Annotated in this window: 23 protein-coding genes; 10 read left to right on the top strand and 13 right to left on the bottom strand. The window is 62.4% G+C overall.

The window, feature by feature from the left end:
• The first annotated feature begins 49 nt into the window (after positions 1-49).
• A complete protein-coding gene (locus DMY87_RS05445) occupies positions 50-640 on the top strand; it encodes a class I SAM-dependent methyltransferase (RefSeq protein ID WP_110790391.1) in 591 nt (196 codons plus the stop codon).
• Here the strand turns inward: DMY87_RS05445 and DMY87_RS05440 are convergent.
• From DMY87_RS05440 to rph, 5 genes are read right to left on the bottom strand one after another with little or no spacing between them, the layout of a single operon-like run.
• The gene (locus tag DMY87_RS05440; RefSeq protein ID WP_110790211.1) at positions 622-1,380 is read right to left on the bottom strand and encodes a class I SAM-dependent methyltransferase; all 759 of its coding nucleotides are present in this window, start codon (positions 1,378-1,380) and stop codon (positions 622-624) included. The genes DMY87_RS05445 and DMY87_RS05440 overlap by 19 nt on opposite strands.
• A gap of 18 nt (positions 1,381-1,398) precedes the next feature.
• The gene (hemW, locus tag DMY87_RS05435; protein WP_110790210.1) at positions 1,399-2,580 is read right to left on the bottom strand and encodes a radical SAM family heme chaperone HemW; all 1,182 of its coding nucleotides are present in this window, start codon (positions 2,578-2,580) and stop codon (positions 1,399-1,401) included.
• A 4-nt stretch (positions 2,581-2,584) separates the two neighbouring features.
• On the bottom strand, positions 2,585-3,229 hold the full coding sequence (rdgB, locus tag DMY87_RS05430; RefSeq protein ID WP_110790209.1) for an RdgB/HAM1 family non-canonical purine NTP pyrophosphatase: 645 nt from the start codon (positions 3,227-3,229) through the stop codon (positions 2,585-2,587).
• Between the two features lie 7 nt (positions 3,230-3,236).
• A complete protein-coding gene (locus DMY87_RS05425; protein ID WP_110790208.1) occupies positions 3,237-3,650 on the bottom strand; it encodes a VOC family protein in 414 nt (137 codons plus the stop codon).
• Between the two features lie 17 nt (positions 3,651-3,667).
• Positions 3,668-4,384: a ribonuclease PH gene (rph, locus tag DMY87_RS05420; protein WP_110790207.1), complete on the bottom strand. Its 717-nt coding sequence runs from the start codon at positions 4,382-4,384 to the stop codon at positions 3,668-3,670.
• Between the two features lie 172 nt (positions 4,385-4,556).
• Between rph and hrcA the strand changes: the two genes are divergently transcribed.
• Both hrcA and grpE read left to right on the top strand, forming a co-directional pair.
• Positions 4,557-5,645, top strand: coding sequence for a heat-inducible transcriptional repressor HrcA (gene hrcA, locus DMY87_RS05415; RefSeq protein WP_110790390.1), 1,089 nt, complete (start codon positions 4,557-4,559; stop codon positions 5,643-5,645).
• Positions 5,646-5,723: 78 nt separating this feature from the next.
• On the top strand, positions 5,724-6,374 hold the full coding sequence (grpE, locus tag DMY87_RS05410; protein WP_110790206.1) for a nucleotide exchange factor GrpE: 651 nt from the start codon (positions 5,724-5,726) through the stop codon (positions 6,372-6,374).
• A 76-nt stretch (positions 6,375-6,450) separates the two neighbouring features.
• On the opposite strand, the gene ptsN is transcribed toward grpE, so the two are convergent.
• The 6 genes from ptsN to lptC all read right to left on the bottom strand — a co-directional run bounded on the left by ptsN (position 6,451) and on the right by lptC (position 11,537).
• On the bottom strand, positions 6,451-6,915 hold the full coding sequence (gene ptsN, locus DMY87_RS05405; RefSeq protein WP_110790205.1) for a PTS IIA-like nitrogen regulatory protein PtsN: 465 nt from the start codon (positions 6,913-6,915) through the stop codon (positions 6,451-6,453).
• Between the two features lie 67 nt (positions 6,916-6,982).
• Positions 6,983-7,558: a ribosome hibernation-promoting factor, HPF/YfiA family gene (gene hpf / locus DMY87_RS05400; protein WP_110790204.1), complete on the bottom strand. Its 576-nt coding sequence runs from the start codon at positions 7,556-7,558 to the stop codon at positions 6,983-6,985.
• Positions 7,559-7,781: 223 nt separating this feature from the next.
• Entirely contained in the window at positions 7,782-9,347 is a 1,566-nt protein-coding gene (rpoN, locus tag DMY87_RS05395; RefSeq protein WP_110790203.1) for an RNA polymerase factor sigma-54, read from the bottom strand.
• A 137-nt stretch (positions 9,348-9,484) separates the two neighbouring features.
• On the bottom strand, positions 9,485-10,285 hold the full coding sequence (lptB, locus tag DMY87_RS05390) for an LPS export ABC transporter ATP-binding protein (protein ID WP_110790202.1): 801 nt from the start codon (positions 10,283-10,285) through the stop codon (positions 9,485-9,487).
• Positions 10,286-10,302: 17 nt separating this feature from the next.
• Positions 10,303-10,857, bottom strand: coding sequence for an LptA/OstA family protein (locus DMY87_RS05385; RefSeq protein WP_110790201.1), 555 nt, complete (start codon positions 10,855-10,857; stop codon positions 10,303-10,305).
• Positions 10,854-11,537, bottom strand: coding sequence for an LPS export ABC transporter periplasmic protein LptC (gene lptC / locus DMY87_RS05380; RefSeq protein ID WP_110790200.1), 684 nt, complete (start codon positions 11,535-11,537; stop codon positions 10,854-10,856). The genes DMY87_RS05385 and lptC overlap by 4 nt, the downstream gene beginning before the upstream one ends.
• A gap of 322 nt (positions 11,538-11,859) precedes the next feature.
• Here lptC and DMY87_RS05375 point away from each other — a divergent pair, with 322 nt between their 5' ends.
• From DMY87_RS05375 to olsB, 6 genes are all read left to right on the top strand, one after another.
• Positions 11,860-12,162 carry an integration host factor subunit beta gene (locus tag DMY87_RS05375; protein WP_054149157.1) on the top strand — a complete coding sequence of 101 codons (303 nt, stop codon included), beginning with the start codon at positions 11,860-11,862 and terminating at the stop codon, positions 12,160-12,162.
• Positions 12,163-12,256: 94 nt separating this feature from the next.
• On the top strand, positions 12,257-12,613 hold the full coding sequence (locus tag DMY87_RS05370) for a LapA family protein (RefSeq protein WP_110790199.1): 357 nt from the start codon (positions 12,257-12,259) through the stop codon (positions 12,611-12,613).
• 82 nt (positions 12,614-12,695) lie between these two features.
• Positions 12,696-13,886 (top strand): class I SAM-dependent methyltransferase, encoded by a 1,191-nt coding sequence (locus DMY87_RS05365; RefSeq protein WP_110790198.1) that lies wholly within the window; start codon positions 12,696-12,698, stop codon positions 13,884-13,886.
• Entirely contained in the window at positions 13,883-14,743 is an 861-nt protein-coding gene (locus DMY87_RS05360) for a TrmH family RNA methyltransferase (RefSeq protein ID WP_110790197.1), read from the top strand. Before DMY87_RS05365 ends, DMY87_RS05360 begins: the two co-directional genes overlap by 4 nt.
• Before the next feature lie 3 nt (positions 14,744-14,746).
• Positions 14,747-15,238 carry a signal peptidase II gene (gene lspA, locus DMY87_RS05355; RefSeq protein WP_110790196.1) on the top strand — a complete coding sequence of 164 codons (492 nt, stop codon included), beginning with the start codon at positions 14,747-14,749 and terminating at the stop codon, positions 15,236-15,238.
• 108 nt (positions 15,239-15,346) lie between these two features.
• Complete coding sequence (gene olsB / locus DMY87_RS05350; RefSeq protein WP_425353470.1) at positions 15,347-16,201, top strand: l-ornithine N(alpha)-acyltransferase; 855 nt, start codon at positions 15,347-15,349, stop codon at positions 16,199-16,201.
• 90 nt (positions 16,202-16,291) lie between these two features.
• On the opposite strand, the gene DMY87_RS05345 is transcribed toward olsB, so the two are convergent.
• Positions 16,292-16,522 (bottom strand): hypothetical protein, encoded by a 231-nt coding sequence (locus DMY87_RS05345; protein ID WP_110790194.1) that lies wholly within the window; start codon positions 16,520-16,522, stop codon positions 16,292-16,294.
• Positions 16,523-16,639: 117 nt separating this feature from the next.
• On the opposite strand from DMY87_RS05345, the gene DMY87_RS05340 reads away from it, so the two are divergent.
• Entirely contained in the window at positions 16,640-17,572 is a 933-nt protein-coding gene (locus DMY87_RS05340; RefSeq protein ID WP_110790193.1) for a LysR substrate-binding domain-containing protein, read from the top strand.
• Here DMY87_RS05340 and DMY87_RS05335 read toward each other — a convergent pair whose 3' ends face one another.
• A complete protein-coding gene (locus DMY87_RS05335; RefSeq protein ID WP_110790389.1) occupies positions 17,573-19,858 on the bottom strand; it encodes an NADP-dependent malic enzyme in 2,286 nt (761 codons plus the stop codon).
• Positions 19,859-19,884: the final 26 nt, after the last annotated feature.

Below are 19,884 nucleotides of genomic sequence, written 5' to 3'. Positions count from 1 at the left end.
GAGATATCAAGGCCGGCTCCCAAGCCGGCCTTCTGCTATGGCAGATCCCATGAGCCGCGATCCCTCCCTTAGATTTTACGATGAGAACGCCGAAGTCTATGCGGCGCGCGACCGCCGTCTGCCCGAGCGCCAGATGACCCGTTTCGTCGAGCGTCTTCCGGCGGACGCGCGGATCCTCGAGCTCGGCTGCGGTGCGGGTGACGACAGCGCCGCATTGATTGCCCGCGGCTTCGACGTCACCCCCTCGGATGGATCAGCCGCCATGGCGGCCGAAGCCGAGCGCCGCCTGGGGCGCCCGGTCCTGGTCCTGCCGTTCCAGCAGCTGGCCTATGTGGCGGCATTCGACGGCATCTGGGCCAATGCCTGCCTTTTGCATGTCCCGCGCCGCGATCTGTCGGATGTGCTCGGCCGCGTGGCGCGCGCGCTCCGCCCTGCCGGGCGCCTCTATGCCAGCTTCAAGACGGGTGGAGGGGAGGGGTTGGACAGCCTCGGCCGCTACTACAACAGGCCGTCACAGGAAGAGCTGCATGCGCTTTGCATTGCCGCCGGCTTCGTCGATATCGAGATCGAGACGGTCTCGGGCGGTGCCTTCGACGGCGAACCGACCACCTGGCTCTATCTTCACGCCGGTCTGGCCTGAACCTTGGCCACGGGAATGATCTCGGGGCTTGCCGCAACAAGGCGGCTGCCGTCGAAGTCGCCCAGCCATTCGACGTTCTCGAAACCCGCTTCCGCCAGCAGGCGGCCGATGGTGTCCCGGTCTGCAAACCGCAGTCGGCTTTCGCTCACCCTGGTCTCGCCGGTGTCGAGCAATGTGAACACCGCATCGAAGGTGACATGTTCGCCCTCGACAGCCTTGATCTGGTAGAACACCTCGACGCGACCGATCCCGGCCACCAGCTGCACGTCGCGGGTGTCGCTCTTCGTCCAGCGCTCCCAGGCCCTCGCCAGCGGATTGCGGCTCTCGAACACCAGCCGCCCCTCGGGCGCCAGATGCCGCCGGACGAAGTTGAGCATGGACAATGCCTCAGCATCGTCGAGAAACACCTGGAAGACATGTCCGGTCAGGATCACCAGATCGAATTCCTCGCCGAGCGAAAGACTGGGATCAAGCACATTGCCGTCAACCCAACGAACCCTTTCGGCCGTGTCCTTCGTCCGCGCCACCTTGAGCATGCCGGGTGCCGGATCAAGGCCCGTCACCGTATGACCGAGATCGGCCAGCGCCAGCCCGATCGAACCGGTTCCGCAACCGATATCGAGCACCCGGCAAGGCGCATCGCAGAGACCAAGGTAAAAATCTCTGTCCATCCCATGAATATTGAAGGCATCGTAGAGCACGGCCATGTCATAGCGGGCAAAGGCATCATCGACAGGCATGACACCCTCCTTGGATCGTTAGCAGGCGAGATCGGCGACCACGGCGTTGAGGATCAGCATGCCCGCCGGCGTGCAGCGCAGCCTGGAATTCCCCAGCCGCTCGATGAACCCCTGTTCCAGCAGGAACTGCTCCTTGTCAGGATCGGGGTCCCGCCCGGAGAGCTGCTGCCAGCGGGCGAGATCCACGCCCTCGCGCAGCCGAAGCCCCATCATCAGCAGTTCGTCGGCCTGGGCCTCGTTGTCCAGGTCCTCGCGTTCGACAATGCCATGGCCATCCTGCTCGACGGCCGACAGCCAGGTTTCCGGATGCTTCTGCGCGGCCGTCGCAATCTTCGTCCGCCCCTTCGTCAGCCGGCCATGCGCGCCGGGGCCGATCCCGGCATAATCGCCGTAACGCCAATAGGTCAGGTTGTGCCGGCTCTCGGCGCCGGGCCGGGCATGATTGGAAACCTCATAGGCCGGCATGCCCTCGCGCGCGGTAATCTCCTGCGTCGCCTCATAGAGAGTGGCGGCTTGCTCCTCGTCTGGCACGATCAGCTTGCCCGCCTTGTGCAGCCCGTAAAAGGCCGTGCCTTCCTCGATCGTCAGCTGGTAGAGCGACAGGTGGTCGACGGCATAGGAGATCGCCTCCTTCAGCTCGCGCTCCCAGGCCTCCACCGTCTGGTTCGGCCGGGCATAGATGAGATCGAAGGACATGCGCGGAAAGATTTCGCGTGCCAGCCGAATGGCCTTCAAAGCATCCGCGACATCATGCAGCCGTCCGAGGAACCTCAGATCCGGATCGTTCAGCGCCTGCACACCCATCGACACCCGGTTGACGCCGGCTGCCCGATAGCCGTGGAAGCGTGTTGCCTCGACGCTGGATGGATTGGCCTCCATGGTGATCTCGATGCCATCAGGCACATGCCAGGTCGACGCGATGCCGTCCAAGATGGCGCCGACGGTCGAAGGATCCATCAGCGACGGCGTACCGCCGCCCATGAACACGCTGGTCACCGTCTTCGGCCCGGACAGCGCCCGCATCGTCTTCATTTCAGTGAGGAAGGCCTGGACGAAGCGCGCCTGGTCCACCGGCTGGTGGCGCACATGGCTGTTGAAGTCACAGTAGGGACACTTGGCCGCACAGAAGGGCCAATGGATATAGACCCCGAAACCGGGTTCGCCCGTATCGGGCAGAAGCGTAAACGACCCGTCGGTCAAAGGCTCATGCCTCCAGGCAGGTTTCGACAAAGCGCTTGAAGGCCCGCGCCCGGTGCGACAGCGCCGCAGCATCGCCCGGTTTCCAGCCATGCTTCTCATCCGCCGTCATTTCGCCGAAGGTGCGGTCGTGACCTTCCGGCTGGAACACCGGATCGTAGCCGAAGCCGGCCGTGCCGCGCGGCGGCCAGGCAACGACGCCCTCGATTTCGCCGCGGAAGAATTCGGTATGGCCATCCGGCCAGGCCAGGCAGAGCACGCTGACGAAACGCGCGGTCCGCTGGGCGGCCTGCGTCGCACCACGCTCCTGCAGAGCCTTCTCGACCTTTTCCATCGCCCAGGGAAAATCGCGTGTGCCGTCTTCCCGCTCGGCCCAGTTGGCCGTGTAGACGCCCGGCGCGCCGTCAAGCGCATCGATGACAAGACCGCTGTCGTCAGACAGGGCCGGAAGCCCCGAAGCCTTGGCCGAAGCGAGCGCCTTGATCGCCGCATTTTCCTCGAAGGTCGTGCCGGTTTCATCCGGCTCGGAGAAGTTCAAGTCCTTGGCCGATTTCGCGGAGAAGCCGAACGGGCCAATCAGGTCGGCGATTTCGGCGATCTTGCCGGCATTGTGGCTGGCGACGACGATGGTGCGGGTGTCGAGCTTGCGCATGAGGGCCTCAGAGATTCCAGAGTTTTGGTTCGGCGCATTCCAGGCTGTTGCCTGCTGGATCGCGGAAATAGATCGAGCGGGCGCCCCCTGGCCAGCGGAAATCGGCTTCGATGGGGACCCCGGCGGAGCTGAGCCGTGCCACCATCGCATCGAGTGCATCGGCCGACACTCGAAAACAGAGATGCCCCGCGCCGCTCGTGCCGTGCGCTGGCACCGGCAAGGAACCGGATGCTGCGGGCTTCACTGTCTCGGCCGGATTGAAGATCAGCACCACCGTCTGCCCGCAGCGGAAGAAGATGTGCCGATCATCATGCCGTGCGATGCGATCCAGGCCGAGTACCGTGCTGTAGAAATGCTCGGCAGCGTCGAGGTCGGACGCATAAAGCGCCGCTTCCAGAACGCCTTCGATCTCCCTAGCCATCCACTCGGCCCTTCGTCTCAGGCAATCGCCTGCTTCTGCAGGGTCACCAGTTCGTCAATGCCATTGCGGGCAAGGCCGAGCAGCGTCAGGAATTCGTCCTGGCTGAACGGCTTGCCTTCGGCCGTGCCCTGGATCTCGACGATGCCGCCGGAGCCGGTCATGACAAAATTGGCGTCCGTCTCGGCTGCCGAGTCTTCGAGATAATCGAGGTCGATCACGGGCTGGCTGGCGAAGATACCGCAGGAAACGGCCGCGATATGGTCCTTCAGGACCTTCTCGACCTTGATCATGCTGCGGGTTTCCATCCACTTCAGGCAGTCATGCAGCGCAATCCACGCCCCGGTGATTGAGGCCGTGCGTGTGCCGCCATCCGCCTGGATGACGTCGCAGTCGATCGAAATCTGCCGCTCGCCGAGCGCTTCGAGATCGACGACTGCCCGCAGCGACCGGCCGATCAGCCGCTGGATTTCCTGCGTGCGGCCGCTCTGTTTACCCGACGATGCCTCGCGACGCATGCGCTCGCCCGTGGCGCGCGGCAGCATGCCGTATTCGGCGGTCACCCAGCCCTTGCCGGAATTGCGCAGCCATGGCGGCGTCTTTTCTTCGAGGCTCGCCGTGCACAGCACATGCGTATCGCCGAACTTCACCAGACAGGAGCCTTCGGCATGCTTGGAGAAATTGCGCTCGAACGAGACTTTGCGCATTTGATCTGTTTTTCTGCCGGATGGCCGCATTGCAATCTCCTGGGTTGTCAGAGCCTTCTAAGGACGGTGGCAGTCCTTTGCAAAGAAAAAACCATGCGACAGTGCGGCAAGGCAGGGCGACAGCCCAATTAGTCCTTTGTCATCGGAGGGCGAATGACTATATTCTTGCCATGGAAACAATGAGATCATGCCCGCGCTGACAATGGCCGCACCCAAGACGACCATCGCAGATGTTGCCGCATCGCTGGACGACCGCTCCAGGGAGGTCTTTCGCCGGATTGTCGAGACCTATCTCGACTCCGGTGATCCGCTCGGCTCGCGCAACCTGTCGCGCCTTCTGCCGATGTCGCTGTCGCCCGCCTCGGTGCGCAACGTGATGAGCGATCTCGAACATCTCGGTCTCATCTATGCGCCGCATGTCAGCGCCGGTCGCCTGCCGACACAGGCAGGTCTGCGTTTCTTTGTCGATGCCTTCATGCAGGTCGGTGACCTCTCGGAAACCGAGCGTGACAGCATCGAACGCCAGATCCGCCCGTCGAGCCCAGGTCAACCGGTGGAAACCATGCTGACCGAGGCAAGCCGCATGTTGTCGGGCCTGTCGCGCGGCGCAGGTCTCGTCATCTCGGCGAAGAACGATCCGGTCCTCAAGCATGTCGAATTCATCCGCCTGGAGCCCACCAAGGCGCTTGCCGTCCTCGTCGGTGAACACAACCAGGTCGAAAACCGCATCATAGACCTGCCGTCGGGCGTCACGGCCTCGCAGCTGACGGAGGCCGCAAACTTTCTCAACGCCAACCTGGCCGGCCAGACGCTGCGCGAATTGCGCAGCCAGATCGACAGCATGAAAACGCAGGTCGCCTCCGAACTCGACACGCTGTCCCAGGACCTTGTCGAACGGGGCCTCGCGGTCTGGTCGGGCGAAGGCGCCGAGCAGAATCCGACGCGCCTCATCGTGCGTGGCCGCGCCAACCTGCTCGAAGGGCTGGTCGATCTCGAAGATATCGAGCGTCTGCGACTGCTGTTTGATGACCTGGAGCGTAAGGAAAGCCTGATCGAGATCCTCGATCTCGCGGAAAGCGGCCCGGGGGTGCGCATCTTCATCGGCTCGGAAAACAAGCTCTTCTCCCTCTCGGGCTCGTCGCTGATCGTCGCGCCCTATCGGGATGGCGAGGACCGGATCGTCGGCGCCGTCGGTGTCATTGGCCCCACCCGGCTCAACTATTCCCGCATCGTTCCGATGGTGGATTATACCGCCCAGCTGATGGCGCGCCTGTCACGCACGGGGCGCTAGGCCGAATTGGCCGCCGACACTTGATTTTTTCACCTCAAACCCTGATATCGGGCACGAAATCGAACCTCGTGTTCGACAATGCAGAATCATTCGGAGAACGTCATGACCGAAGAAACCAACAAGAACGGACCTGACGCGGACGCCGCAGAGGCTTACGCTGCCGAAGCTCAGGAAGACCAGGCACAAGCAGAAGCGGAAACCGAGGCCGAAGGCGGCGAAGGCGATGCCCTTGACGCCTTGAGGGCAGAAAATGCGGACCTGCGCGATCGCTTCCTGCGTCTGGCGGCCGACATGGACAATCTGCGTCGCCGCACCGATCGCGAAATCAAGGATGCGAAGTCCTACGCGGTCACCGGCTTTGCCCGCGACATGCTGTCGGTTTCCGACAACCTGCGCCGCGCCATCGAGAGCCTGCCGGAAGAAGCCCGCACGGGTGCTGACGCCGCGGTCACCGCGCTGATCGAAGGCGTGGAAATGACGGAGCGTGGCATGTTGGCCACCATGGAGCGCCACGGCATCCGCAAGATCGAGCCGGTCGGCCAGAAGTTCGACCCGAACTTCCACCAGGCGATGTTCGAAGTGCCCAATCCGGACGTTGCCAACAACACCGTGGTCCAGGTGGTGCAGGCCGGTTATGCCATCGGCGAACGTGTGCTGCGCCCCGCCATGGTCGGCGTCGCCAAGGGTGGACCCAAGGCCGAAGCCGCAGAGGATGCGGCGAAAGCCTGATCGAGGCCCCATCGCAAACGAAAAAAGCGCCCCCGAGAGGCGCTTTTTTTGTGTCTGCCTATGTTCGATGCGCAGCTTATGCCGCGTTCGAGGCCTGTTCTTCGTTCAGGAACGTATAGATCGCGGAAGCGGAATCGGTGGCGCGCAGCTTGGCGACGAGATCCTGGTCGCGCAGCACACGGGCAATGCGCGACAGCGCCTTCAGATGATCGGCGCCGGCACCTTCCGGTGCGAGCAGCAGGAAGACGAGATCGACCGGCTGGTCGTCCAGCGCTTCGAAATCGACAGGGGTTTCCAGCCGCGCGAAGACGCCGGTGATCTGCGTGACCTTGTTGAGCTTGCCATGCGGAATGGCGATGCCATTGCCCACACCGGTCGAACCCAGACGTTCGCGCTGTAGAATGACGTCGAAGATTTCACGCTCGGGGATATTGGTGAGCTTGGAAGCCTTGGCCGCGAGTTCCTGAAGCAACTGCTTCTTAGAGTTCACCCTGAGTGCCGGTACGACAGCGTCCTGATGCAGCAAATCTGCCAAGGCCATATCAATTTCCTTCATGCGTCTGAGCCGGTGGCGGGCGAACGTTTTGCGTTCGCCCGCGCCAGTCTCGTCAGCCTTTGATGTTGGCGGAATCGATCCACCCGATATTACCGTCATTGCGACGATAAACGATATTCAATTGTTCTTTTCCCGGGCTTCTGAACAGGAGAACCGGTTCGTCCGTCATGTCGAGGGCCATGACTGCCGAAGCAACCGTCATGGTCCGCAATTTCTTCGTGCTCTCGGCCACGATCGTCGGTGCATAGTCTTCCGGCAGTTCCTCGTGGTCGTCGTCCAAGGAATCCATGACCGCATAGGCCACCTCGATCGGCGGGTTCGATGCTTCGCCGGCGTGATGATCCTTCAGCTTGCGCTTGTAGCGGCGCAGGCGCTTCTCGACGCGCTCGAAGGCGGTGTCGAAGGCCACTTGCGGATCATTGGCCTCGCCTGCGGCATGCAGGTTCGCGCCGGTATCGAGATGCACCAGGCAATCGGCCGAAAATCGCGATTGCGATTTTGCCACGACCACTTGCCCGGAATACCCTCCGTCGAAGTATTTGGTAACCGCATCCTGGATTCGGTCTTCGATCCGCTGGCGGAAAGTTTCACCGATTTCCATCTGCTTGCCGGATACACGCACACTCATGGAGTTTCCCTTCTTATGATTGGTTACGTGCCCATTTTACGCCAAGCGACGCCCGCGTCCAAGCTTTTCGAGAGGGGCGGGCAGTCTGTACCTTCGTTTGTCGGGCGTGATCCGGCCAATTGTCTCCGGGGCCAACAGTGTGCGCTGTCGATTGCGGCGCGCTTCTAGCCGCCATCCTTTCAAAAGTCAATGACCGGTTAATTTTCGGAATTTCGGGCGACCGTCAATGAGCCGAAATCTTCGCCATCGCCCGCTTTTCCCGGCGTCTCTGCACGGACGAGGGGATGTTCATCGACTCGCGATATTTGGCCACGGTCCGTCGTGCCAGCTCGACACCACCCGCCTTCAGCGTGTCGACGATGTCGTCATCCGACAACACGGCCTCGGGACTTTCCTTCTCGATCAACGCCCGGATCCTGTGACGAACTGCCTCGGCTGAATGGCTGTCGCCGCCCTCCGCAGAGGCGATCGACACCGTGAAGAAATATTTGAGTTCGAACAGCCCGCGCGGCGTCATCATGTATTTGTTGGTGGTCACGCGACTGACGGTGGATTCGTGCATCTTGATCGCGTCTGCCACCGTTTTCAGGTTCAGCGGCCGCAGGTGATCGACGCCGTGGTCGAGGAAGGCCGATTGCTGGCGCACGATCTCGGCCGCCACCCGGCTGATCGTCCGGGCTCTCTGGTCGAGGCTTCGCGTCAGCCAGTTGGCATTCTGCATGCACTCCGACATGAAGGCCTGGTCGGGGCTGTCCTTCGCCCCGCCCTGCCGGCCGACGGCCACCATATAGCTGTGATTGACCAGAACCCGGGGCAGGGCGTCGGGATTGAGCTCCACCTGCCAGCCGCCATTGTTGTCCGAGCGCACCACCACATCAGGTGTCACGGATTCCGACAGCGTGTGCTCGAAGCTGCCGCCCGGCTTCGGATTGAGCTTGCGGATCTCCGCCAGCATGTCGAGCAGGTCTTCCTCGTCGACGGCGCAGAGCCGCTTCAGCGTGGCAAAATCCCGCTTCGCGAGCAGTTCCAGATTGTCGATCAGCATGGCCATCGCCGGATCATACCGGTCGCGCTGACGCAGCTGGATCGCCAGGCATTCGCTGAGCGAGCGGGCGAAAACGCCGGATGGTTCCAGAGTTTGCAGGGTCTGCAGGACGGCTTCGATCTGGTCGCGCGCGCGGCCGAGGCGATCCGCAAGTTCGTCGAGATCGAGCCGCAGATAACCGCATTCGTCGAGATGGTCGACCATGATTGCGGCGATCAGCTGATCGGCGGGCGCGGGCAGAGCGAAAGGGATCTGTTGGTTGAGATGGTCGCGCAGGCTGACCTGTCCGGCCACGAAATCGTCGAGATCGACGCCCTCACCGGTTTCGCCGGCATGGCCCGGCATGGATTTCCATTGTCCCAGCAGTTCCGGCGCGTCTGGTCGCACGCTGGAGCCTTCGTCGGCAAAGGCCGTGTCGAAATTGGTGTCGAGCCGGTCGTTGAGGCGTTCGCTGCCGCTGCCTTCATACCAGTCGCTGTCGAGCGAGGGGCTTCCGGCCGTGTCATCGGTGGATTGTCCGGCATTGGCGCCGCCGCCATGGAGGTCGGAAGTGTCGGCCGATTCCCCGCCCAAATCTCCGTCATCTGCATTCAATTCGAGCAGTGGATTGCGTTCCACTTCCTGCGCGATGAATTGCATGAGTTCGAAGTGAGTCATCTGCAGCAGTTGGATCGACTGCATCAACTGCGGTGTCATCACCAGCGATTGGCTCTGTTTCAGGAACAGATTCGCGGATAAGGCCATGGCGGACGCTTAACTCCCCTGCATCCCCCCGCAGAACCACAGGTTCTGACGGGTGAATTCCAATTGGCCCAAAAATTGCTTTTTATTTTGGTTTGGTCAAGCCGCAGGGAGATGGCGGCGGGCTTTTATTGTCCCGATCACAGGCTGAACTTGTCACCCAGATACAAACGGCGGACATCCGCATTGTTGACGACGTCGTTGGCCCGGCCGTGGGTCAAGACTTCGCCGGCATGGATGATATAGGCCCGGTCGATGAGTCCGAGTGTTTCCCGCACGTTATGGTCGGTGATCAGAACGCCGATGCCGCGTGCGGTCAAGTGGCGGACGAGGTTCTGGATATCCGACACCGAGATCGGATCGACACCCGCAAAGGGTTCGTCGAGCAGCATGAAGGTCGGGTCGGTCGCGAGTGCGCGCGCAATTTCCAAGCGTCGGCGCTCACCGCCCGACAGCGCGACCGACGGCGACTTGCGCAGCTTTTCGATATGAAATTCGTGCAGCAGTTCGTCGAGCTTCGCCTCGCGCTTCTTTTTGTCCGAAACATGCACTTCCAGCACGGCGCGGATATTGTCTTCCACGCTCAAGCCCCGAAAGATCGAGGCTTCCTGCGGCAGGTAGCCGACGCCCAGCCGCGCGCGGCGATACATCGGCATGGACGTGACGTCGTTGCCGTTGATCGAGATCGTGCCGGCATCCACAGGCACGAGGCCGGTAATCATGTAGAAGCACGTGGTCTTGCCCGCACCGTTCGGGCCGAGCAGGCCGACGGCTTCGCCCCGCCGCACGACCAGCGAAGCGCCGTTGACGACACGGCGGGAATTATAGGCCTTGGTCAGGCCATGCGCGATCAGCGTGCCTTCGTAGCGCGCCTTGTCGCCGGGCAAGCCCGCCGGTGCAGCTGCCGCGCCGGCCTGCTTGGTCTTGGAGAAAAAGGGCATTTGCACGAGCCGATCCGTTATTGCTTCTGCGATTTGGGGTCGAGCTGGATCTGCACGCGACGCCCGCAACTGTCGAGTTTGGCCTGTCCTGTTTCCATATGGACCGTCAGCTTGCAGCCGACGAAGACATTCTGGCCTTCCGACAACACCACCTTGTCGCCCTCAAGGACGAAAACCTGCTTCGACATGTCGAAGTAACCCTTGTCGGCCGTCGCCTGCTGCGTCTCCGACTGCAGGAAGACCTTGTCCGTCACATCGATCTTTTCGATGTCCGCATTGCCCTGCGTGACGGTGGTGCCTTCGCCGCGATAAAGAACCGTCATGGCGCCCGCCTGCAGCGTGGTCGTGCCCTGCACGACCTTGACGTTGCCGGTGAAGAAAGCCTTCTTTTCCTGCTCCCGGATCTCCAGCGCATCGCTTTCGATCTGGATCGGCTGGTCGTTCGACAGCTTCATCCCAGCCATCTGGCTGGTTTTCGTCTGCGCCAGCGCTGCCGAACCGGCAAAGGCGGCGCAACCCGTCGTTACGACGAGACCAGCGATCATGAGCGAGGAAAGGCGGCGTTGTTTCATGGCTGGATCGTTTCCATTGACCGATTGCTGCGCAGGGACGAAGGCTCGAGGTTCAGCCTGACATCCCCGGAAAATATCATTGTTCGACCCTTATCCTTCATATTGAGGGAGTTCGCAACAATCGAGGCGCCCTTGGTTTGAATGGCGACAGGGTCTTTCGTCTCCATCGAGCCACCCGCAATATTGAGCCGCGCCGAATTGAACTGCGCGTCGATTCCACTGGACAGATTGAGGGTGAAGGGCTTGTCCAGGTCGAGGAAATTGGCGCCGCGATCGAACAGCCCGCCCTGGGCCACGATTCGGGCCACCACATTGTCGCTGACCGGAACTGCCGCAGTGATGGTTTCAAGTGTAATGAGATTGGGGTTCTTGACGTCCTGCAGGGCGCGATCGGCCCGCATGGAATAGTTGACCCCTTCGGAATTGCGGCCCGCGATCGCCGGCTTCTCCATCACGATCTTGCCGTTCTCGATCTTCGCCGATTCGATCTGCAGCTCTTCAGGCATCATGCTGCGCACGGCCGAAACGCCGATGAAGATCAGCGACACGACGAGCGCGCCGACCGGCAAAAGCACGCGCAGACGCCGCACGCGCGCCGAATGGCCCACCGCGCGGCGATAGGCTGCCGCGTCTGAGGCGATCCCCTTCGTCTGCCCGATATCGGAGGGTGTTTGCAGCATGTGTCGGAATCCAATCTGATGGCGGGCGACCTTATCCGTCGATCGGCCCGCAGCAATTCGTCGTTTCGCATGTCTCTTGGCGCTTGCCAATATGGCCCATATGGATTGTCGGCCGTCAGCTACAAGAGCAAGGCGAGCTTGACCGTGTCTTGCGACTGTCATGCGGAGAAAGTGAGGCCAAGACCCTTCCAAATGATTGTGACATTGGTCATTGGCTTCGCAAGGCGGTCGCTTTATGGTTAAGTTGTTCCTTGACTGGGCTTTTTCGCTTTGGCAACGTTGGCGCCGCTCAAGTCACAACAGAAAAATGCAGGGGGTCGGCGTGATCAAGTCGGAATTGGTGCAGATTGTCGCGGCCCGTAATCCGCATCTCTATCATCGCGATGTCGAAAACATCGTCAACGCCGTGCTCGACGAGATCACGGATGCGCTGGCCGCCGGCAATCGTGTCGAGCTGCGTGGCTTCGGCGCTTTTTCGGTCAAGAATCGCCCCTCGCGCTCCGGCCGCAATCCGCGCACCGGTGAAACCGTCTTCGTCGAGGAAAAGTGGGTGCCCTTCTTCAAGACCGGCAAGGAATTGCGCGAGCGCCTGAACCCCGGCATGGGCGACGAAGACGACGAATAACATCGTGTCGCATTGAAAATTCGGCGCCTGGCCTTACCTTGGCCGTGGTGACATACCGCTCGGTCCCGAGAGCGGAACTGCAGGGAGTTGCAAGATGGTCCGGAAAATCGTGAGCCTCGTGGTGCTTCTTCCGCTGGCGATCCTCCTGATCGTTCTCGCCGTTGCCAATCGCCACGCCGTGAGCCTCGCGCTCAATCCTTTCAATCCCGCCGACCAGGCGCTCTCCGTTTCTGCCCCGCTCTTCGTCCTGCTCATTCTCGCGGTCATGCTCGGCGTGCTGCTCGGTGCTGTCGTCACTTGGTTCTCCCAGGGCAAGCATCGCAAGAAGGCGCGCAGCCAGTCGCGCGCGGCACAGCAGTGGCAGGCCGAAGCCGATCGCCAGAAAACCCGCGCCGAGCAGATCGCCGGCGCAACCCTGCCTCAGGCCGCCCCGCAACTCGCCGCCAAATAAGCTCGCGGCAAATTTTCTTTCCGCGCCCTGTCCGGAATGCTAAGGGCTGGCCGAGATTAGCACCGAGCCACGGATCATTGACGTGAAGAACAAGGAACGTCGCCCCGGCGCCAAGCCATTCCCGGGAGCGAAGCCAAAAGCCAATGGCGATGCTGGCCGCCCGCGTCCCCCGAAGGGCGGCGATTTCGCTGGCAAGCCCAACCGGCCGTCGACAGGCCCGGCATCAGGGCCTGCGGCCGGCAAGCCGGAGCGCAGCAGTTCTCGCCCCGTGCGTCGCAGCCCCGCAGAGGACGGCAAGGTCGCAAGCCCGGCTGATACGGCACCAGAACCGGCCCGTGCACTCACCGCCCGCACCGGCGACCGCCCGTCTGAGCGTGTACCCCTCATCCTCGAATCCTCCGGCGCCGGTGATTTCCACCTGATCGACAGCGGTGACGGGGTAAAGCTCGAGCAATACGGCCCCTATCGCATCGTCCGGCCCGAAGCCCAGGCCCTCTGGCCGAAGGCGTTGCCATCCCATGTCTGGGACAAGGCCGATGCGGTCTTCACCGGAGACACCGACGAAGACGGCATGGGCCGCTGGCGTTTCCAGCGCGAGGCGCTCGGCGAAACCTGGCCGCTGTCTTTGCTCGGCATCGATTTCCACGGTCGCTTCACCGCGTTTCGCCATGTCGGCGTCTTCCCCGAACAGATCGCCCACTGGAGCTGGATGAAAGAGAAGATCGAGGCCGCCGATCGGCCTCTGAAGGTCCTCAACCTCTTCGGTTACACCGGCGTTGCTTCGCTCGTCGCGGCCGCCGCCGGCGCCGAAGTCACCCATGTCGATGCCTCCAAGAAGGCGATCGGCTGGGCGCGTGAGAACCAGTCTCTGAGCCGCCTCGACAAGGCGCCGATCCGCTGGATCTGCGAGGACGCGATGAAGTTCATCCTGCGCGAGGAACGCCGCGGCCACCGCTACGACATCATCCTCACCGACCCGCCGAAATTCGGCCGTGGTCCGAATGGCGAAGTCTGGCAGCTCTTCGATCATCTGCCGCTGATGCTCGATGTCTGCCGCGAACTGCTGGCCCCCAAGGCCGTCGGTCTTGTGCTGACGGCCTATTCGATCCGCGCGAGCTTCTACTCGATCCACGAACTGATGCGCGAAACCACGCGCGGCAAGGGCGGCCTAGTCGAATCGGGCGAACTCGTCATCCGCGAGGCCGGCCTTGACGGCAAGACGCCGGGGCGTGCGCTCTCCACCTCTCTCTTCAGCCGCTGGGTGCCGAAATGACCGACGACTATCGCCATGAGGGGCCGCGCCGCGTCGGCCAGGTCAAGGAAGTCACCAGCCTCGCCAATCCCATCATAAAGGACATCAAGGCGCTCTCGCAGAAGAAGAGCCGCGACGAAAGCCGCACCTTTTTGGCCGAAGGCCTGAAGCTCGTCATTGATGCGCTGGATCGCGGCTGGACCATCCGCACCCTCGTCTATGCCAAGGCCGGCAAGGGCAAGCCGCTGGTCGAAAAGGTCGCCGCGCGCACGGTTGCTGCTGGCGGCCTGGTGCTGGAAGTCAGCGAAAAGGTCATGTCCTCGATCACGCGGCGGGAAAACCCGCAAATGGTCGCCGCCGTCTTCGAACAGCGCTGGACGGCTCTCAAGGATATCAGGCCACAGGACTCCGAAACCTGGATCGCGCTGGACCGCGTCCGCGATCCCGGCAATCTCGGCACGATCATCCGCACCGCCGACGCCACCGGCGCCTCGGGCGTCATCCTCGTCGGTGATTGCACCGATCCCTTCTCCATGGAAACCGTGCGCGCCACCATGGGCTCGATGTTCGCTTTGCCGCTGGTGAAGACGACGCCGGCCGATTTCCTCAAATGGAAGAAATCCGTCGACGCACGCCTCGTCGCCACCCATCTCGCCGGCGCCGTCGATTACCGCACCATCGATTACCGTTCGAAGCCGGTTATCCTGATGATGGGCAACGAACAATCAGGTCTGCCGGATGAGCTGGCAGAGGCCGCCGATAAGCTCGCCCGCATTCCCCAGGTCGGCATGGCCGACAGCCTCAATCTGGCGGTCGCCACCGGTGTCATGCTCTTCGAAGTCCGCCGCCACCTGCTCGCGCTCGACGGAGGCAAGTGACCGATGCTATCAGCCTTCAATCGGCCGCTGCCGGTCATCGCCTTCATCATCGCCGCCCTGCTGCTCGATCAGGCGATCAAATATGCCGTCGAGATCTATCTGCCCATGCAGGAGCTGATCCCGGTTCTGCCCTTCTGGGCGCTTTACCGCACCCACAATCTCGGCGTCGCCTTCTCCATGCTCTCGCATCTCGACGCCTGGTTCATCGTGGCGCTCCGCCTGGTCATCGTCGCCTTCGTGCTCTGGCTCTGGCGCAAGACCGGCCCTGAGCAGCACTGGGCCCATCTCGGCTTTTCCATGATCATCGCCGGCGCCCTTGGAAACCTGATCGACCGCTTCACCTATGGCTATGTCGTGGATTACATCCTGTTCTACACGCAGACCTGGTCCTTCGCCGTCTTCAACCTGGCCGACAGTTTCATCACGCTCGGCGCGGCTTGCATCGTCATCGACGAGATTATCCAGCACCGGAAGCCCAAGCCGGAAGCCGACTGACGGGCATGCCCAATTTTGTCACTTTCCTGTTGCAGTAAAGTGTTTAAACGCCCGTGACTTGAACGCTGGACGAAGCTGATGAGCGTGGACCTGATCGACCGTGGATTGATGCCGGATCTTGCCCCCGTGGCGCCGCCGCTGGCCGTATCCGGCACGCGCGATCTGCTCGGCCGCATTGGCAATCTCGAAACCCGCATCGCCCGCACCGAACGCGAGATCGACGCGGCACAGGCCGTGCGTTATCGCGTCTTCGTCGACGAGATGAAGGCCCAGGTCTCCGCTGAAGATGCCCGCCGTGGCCGTGAAATCGACAGCTGGGACAGCATCTGTGACCATCTCCTGGTGCTCGATCGCTCGATCGATGGCGACGCCGAAGACCAGATCGTCGGCACTTACCGCCTGCTGCGCCACGAAGTGGCGATCGCCCATGGCGGTTTCTATTCCGGCTCCGAATTCGGCGTGAACCCGCTGATCGCCCGCCATCCGGGCAAGCGCTTCATGGAGCTCGGCCGCTCCTGCGTGCTGCCGCAATACCGCACCAAGCGCACAGTCGAACTGCTCTGGCAGGGTTGCTGGGCCTATGCGCTGCATCACCGCATCGACGCCATGTTCGGCTGCGGCTCCTTCCCCGGTGTGCAGCCGGAAGAGCATGCGCTGGCGCTGTCCTTCCTGCATCAGAATGCCGTCGCCAAGGGCGAATGGGCCGTCGACGCACTGCCCCATCTCTACCGCGAAATGGACTTGATGCCCTCGGAAGCGGTCAACCCCCGCCGCGCACTGTTCTCCATGCCGCCGCTGATCAAGGGTTACCTCCGCCTCGGCGCCATGGTCGGCAATGGCGCGGTCGTCGATCAGGCCTTCAACACGACAGACGTGCTGATCATCCTGCCGATCTCCAGCATCTCCGGCCGCTACGTCAACTATTACGGCGCCGACGCCGGCCGGTTCGCCAGCGCCAGCTGATTCCTTCTCCCCGCTTGCGGGGAGAAGGTGGCCCGAAGGGTCGAATGAGGGGCGGTAAAGCCGAACCACGCCGTCCTCAGATTGAGCCGATCACCGCGAAACAGCACATCCCTCGGCAATCCCTCCGTCTGCGCCGCGTCGGCAACCATCGGCCACCTCCACCGTCCTCACCCTCACGGGCACTTCTGCCACCATCGGCAGGTCGGCAAGTTCTCTCAGGCTCATGGTAAGCAGCTCCGGGTGCCCCGACGGATCAAGCCGCCAGTCCGGCTCGGCGTACCTGTTCTGCTGAAACAGCGTCTTCCAGAAAATCTTGAACATGGCCTTGCCTTCCGCGCGCCTGATGGACGCGAAATCGGTTTGAACAGGCCTTGATCCTCTGCTTCCCGTTGATGCTTTTCAATTGAGTTTTGCCCCGGCCGACTATAGCTTTCCTATATGAAGAACCTCAACCAGGTGCATCTGAACGGCCTGCGCGCCGTCGAAGCCGTCGCCCGCTTGGGATCGCTCCATGCCGCAGCAGACGAACTTGGCGTGTCGGTCGGCGCCGTCAGCCAGCAGGTGATCAAGACCGAGCAGCAGCTCGGCCGGCCGCTCTTCGAGCGCACCAGCCGCGGCATGGTCCCGGTCGAGACGGCGGCCGGCGTTCTCTCGCGTCTGCTGGATGGCTTCCGGCTGTTGTCCGGTGCCGTCGCCCTCGCACAGAAGACCGATGACAGCCTGCTGACCATCTCCGTCGCCCCGGTTTTTGCCGCCCGCTGGCTCGTTCACCGCATCGCCGCCTTCTCGGCGCTCTATCCCCATATCGGTCTGAGGATCGACGCCAATGACCGGCTGACCGACGCCAGCCAGGCGGATGTCGATCTGAGGATCCGGGTCGGTCGCGGCCAGTGGCCTGGCTTCAAATCGGAATTGATTCTCGAACAGCGCATCGCACCCGTTTGCACGCCCGCCATGGCAGCGCCGCTCAAGCAGCCGGCCGATATCCTCGACCTTCCCAAGATCATCGACAGCCGCGCCATGTTCACTTGGGATGTCTGGCTCTCAGCCGTCGGCTTGGCCGGCGCGGAGATCAAGGCGCGCCACAGTTTCAGCGAAGCCTCGCTCTGCCTTGATGCGGCAATCGCCGGTAAGGGGGTCATGCTCGCCTGGCAAACGCTCGCCTCGCACCAGCTGCAACACGGCCAGCTGGTCGCGCCCTTCGGCCCGGCGGTGAAGACCGGCTTCGGCCACTACTTCGTCGTCCCCGAGAATGCGAAGCGTTCGGATAAGGTCGACAAATTCAAGCGCTGGCTGAAGCGCGAGCTTGACGAGGATATGGAGCGGCTCGCGAAAGCCGCTCCGGTTTTTGCGTCCGGAAATGCGTCTTAATCAGCCCGCCGCATTATAGGCCGCAATCGCCGCCATATTGACGATGTCGCTGTCCTTCGCGCCCATCTGCGCAATCTGCACCGACTTCTCAAGCCCGATCAGCAGTGGCCCCATCACGGTCAACCCGCCCAGTTCCTGCAGCATCTTGGTCGAGATCGCCGCCGAATGGATCGCCGGCATGACCAGAACGTTTGCCGTGCCCGAGAGACGGCAGAATGGATACTGCTCCATCCGGTGCTGGTTGAGCGCGATATCTGCGCCCATCTCGCCATCATATTCAAAGGACACGCCGCGCCGGTCGAGCACCTTCACCGCCTCGCGCACGCGCTCCGAACGTTCGCCGGTCGGATGCCCGAAGGTGGAATAGGCGAGCAGCGCCACGCGCGGCTCAAGCCCAAGTCGATGCGCAACGCCGGCGGCTTCTTCCGCGATATCCGCCAGCTCCTCTGCCGTCGGCATATCATGCACGGCGGTATCGGCCACCACGATCGTGCGTCCCCGCGCCAGCGCCAGCGACACCCCGATCACCCGGTGACCCGGTGCCGTATCGATGCAGCGGCGCACGTCTTCGAGCGCCGTCGAATAATTGCGCGTCGTGCCCGTCACCATGGCATCCGCATCCCCCAAGGCCACCATGCAGGCGGCAAAGTGGTTGCGGTCGGTGTTGATCAACCGCTGCGCATCGCGGTGCAGATAGCCCTTCCGCTGCAGGCGGGCGTAGAGATATTCGGTATAGGCCTCGACGCGGGTCGAGAGCCGCGCATTGACCACCTCGATGCCGGGACGGTCGAGGTCGATGCCGGCCCGCTCGGCGGTTGCCTTCAAGGGTTCGTCGCGGCCGAGCAGGATCGCGGTGCCCAGCCCCTGGTTGACGAAGGCAATCGCCGCCCGCATCACCTGCTCCTCTTCGCCCTCGGCAAAGACGACGCGTTTGGGGTGGCTGCGCACATGCTCGTAGATCCGCTGGGTGGCCGCCGCGATCGGGTCGCGCCGGGCCGACAGCTCATGCGCATAGGCACCGAGATCCTCGATCGCCTTGCGCGCCACGCCCGTCTCCATAGCGGCTCTGGCGACCGCAACCGGAATGGCCGAAATCAGGCGCGGATCGAAGGGTACCGGAATGATGTATTGCGGCCCGAAACGCGGGCGTTCGCCCTGATAGGCGGCGGCGACATCATCAGGCACGTCTTCACGCGCCAGGCTCGCCAGTGCCCGGACGGCCGCGATCTTCATCGCGTCGTTGATCTGGCTGGCGCGCACATCGAGCGCGCCGCGGAAAATATAGGGGAAGCCGAGAACATTGTTCACCTGGTTCGGATAGTCCGAACGCCCGGTCGCCATGATCGCATCGTCGCGGATCTCGGCGACCTCTTCCGGGGTGATCTCCGGGTCCGGATTGGCCATGGCAAAGATGATCGGGTTCGGTGCCATCGAGGCGATCATGTCGGAAGACAGTGCACCCTTTTGCGAAAGCCCGAACACAACATCGGCGCCGACCATGGCTTCCTTCAGCGATCGACGGTCAGTTTTCACAGCATGCGCCGACTTCCACTGGTTCATGCCCTCGGTGCGGCCCTGATAGATCACGCCCTTGGTGTCGCAGAGAATGATGTTTTCGCCGTTGAAACCCATCGCCTTGATCAGCTCGATACAGGCGATCGCCGCAGCCCCGGCACCATTGCAAACGAGCTTGGTCGTCTTGAAGTCGCGCCCCGTCAGCTCCAGCGCATTGATCAACCCGGCCGCCGCAATGATCGCCGTGCCATGCTGGTCGTCGTGGAAGACCGGAATGTCCATCAGCTCGCGCAACCGGCTTTCGATGATGAAGCAGTCTGGCGCCTTGATGTCTTCGAGATTGATCCCACCGAAGGAGGGGCCGAGGTAGCGCACGCAGTTGATGAATTCGTCGACATTTTCGGTATCGACCTCAAGATCGATCGAATCGACATCGGCAAAGCGCTTGAAGAGGACCGACTTGCCTTCCATGACCGGCTTGGAAGCCAGCGCCCCGAGATTGCCGAGGCCAAGGATGGCGGTGCCGTTGGAGATGACGGCCACCATGTTGCCCCGTGTCGTATAATCATAGGCCGTCGCCGGATCGGCAGCGATCGCCTTCACGGGCACGGCGACACCGGGGGAATAGGCAAGCGACAGGTCGCGCTGCGTCGCCATCGGCTTGGTCGGGGTAATTTCCAGCTTGCCCGGCCGCCCCTGCGAGTGAAAGTCCAGCGCTTCCTGTTCCGTCACCGAGACTTTCGTCCGGCCGGTCGTCTTCTCGTTTGCCATGCTTCCCCTCACCATGTTGTGGGCAG

Source organism: Peteryoungia wuzhouensis (assembly GCF_003205195.1).
GTDB lineage: Bacteria > Pseudomonadota > Alphaproteobacteria > Rhizobiales > Rhizobiaceae > Allorhizobium > Allorhizobium wuzhouense.
This window is presented reverse-complemented; position numbering and strand designations above follow the sequence as displayed.

Coding starts and splice junctions, on each gene's coding strand:
- DMY87_RS05340 (WP_110790193.1), top strand. CDS start 16,640: ATGAAGAACCTCAACCAGGTGCATCTGAACGGCCTGCGCGCCGTCGAA.
- DMY87_RS05345 (WP_110790194.1), bottom strand. CDS start 16,522: ATGTTCAAGATTTTCTGGAAGACGCTGTTTCAGCAGAACAGGTACGCC.
- grpE (WP_110790206.1), top strand. CDS start 5,724: ATGCAGAATCATTCGGAGAACGTCATGACCGAAGAAACCAACAAGAAC.
- ptsN (WP_110790205.1), bottom strand. CDS start 6,915: ATGGCCTTGGCAGATTTGCTGCATCAGGACGCTGTCGTACCGGCACTC.
- rpoN (WP_110790203.1), bottom strand. CDS start 9,347: ATGGCCTTATCCGCGAATCTGTTCCTGAAACAGAGCCAATCGCTGGTG.
- DMY87_RS05425 (WP_110790208.1), bottom strand. CDS start 3,650: ATGGCTAGGGAGATCGAAGGCGTTCTGGAAGCGGCGCTTTATGCGTCC.
- lptC (WP_110790200.1), bottom strand. CDS start 11,537: ATGCTGCAAACACCCTCCGATATCGGGCAGACGAAGGGGATCGCCTCA.
- lptB (WP_110790202.1), bottom strand. CDS start 10,285: ATGCCCTTTTTCTCCAAGACCAAGCAGGCCGGCGCGGCAGCTGCACCG.
- hrcA (WP_110790390.1), top strand. CDS start 4,557: ATGGCCGCACCCAAGACGACCATCGCAGATGTTGCCGCATCGCTGGAC.
- rdgB (WP_110790209.1), bottom strand. CDS start 3,229: ATGCGCAAGCTCGACACCCGCACCATCGTCGTCGCCAGCCACAATGCC.
- olsB (WP_425353470.1), top strand. CDS start 15,347: ATGCCGGATCTTGCCCCCGTGGCGCCGCCGCTGGCCGTATCCGGCACG.
- lspA (WP_110790196.1), top strand. CDS start 14,747: ATGCTATCAGCCTTCAATCGGCCGCTGCCGGTCATCGCCTTCATCATC.
- DMY87_RS05335 (WP_110790389.1), bottom strand. CDS start 19,858: ATGGCAAACGAGAAGACGACCGGCCGGACGAAAGTCTCGGTGACGGAA.
- DMY87_RS05445 (WP_110790391.1), top strand. CDS start 50: ATGAGCCGCGATCCCTCCCTTAGATTTTACGATGAGAACGCCGAAGTC.
- DMY87_RS05385 (WP_110790201.1), bottom strand. CDS start 10,857: ATGAAACAACGCCGCCTTTCCTCGCTCATGATCGCTGGTCTCGTCGTA.
- DMY87_RS05360 (WP_110790197.1), top strand. CDS start 13,883: ATGACCGACGACTATCGCCATGAGGGGCCGCGCCGCGTCGGCCAGGTC.
- rph (WP_110790207.1), bottom strand. CDS start 4,384: ATGCGGCCATCCGGCAGAAAAACAGATCAAATGCGCAAAGTCTCGTTC.
- DMY87_RS05370 (WP_110790199.1), top strand. CDS start 12,257: ATGGTCCGGAAAATCGTGAGCCTCGTGGTGCTTCTTCCGCTGGCGATC.
- DMY87_RS05440 (WP_110790211.1), bottom strand. CDS start 1,380: ATGCCTGTCGATGATGCCTTTGCCCGCTATGACATGGCCGTGCTCTAC.
- hpf (WP_110790204.1), bottom strand. CDS start 7,558: ATGAGTGTGCGTGTATCCGGCAAGCAGATGGAAATCGGTGAAACTTTC.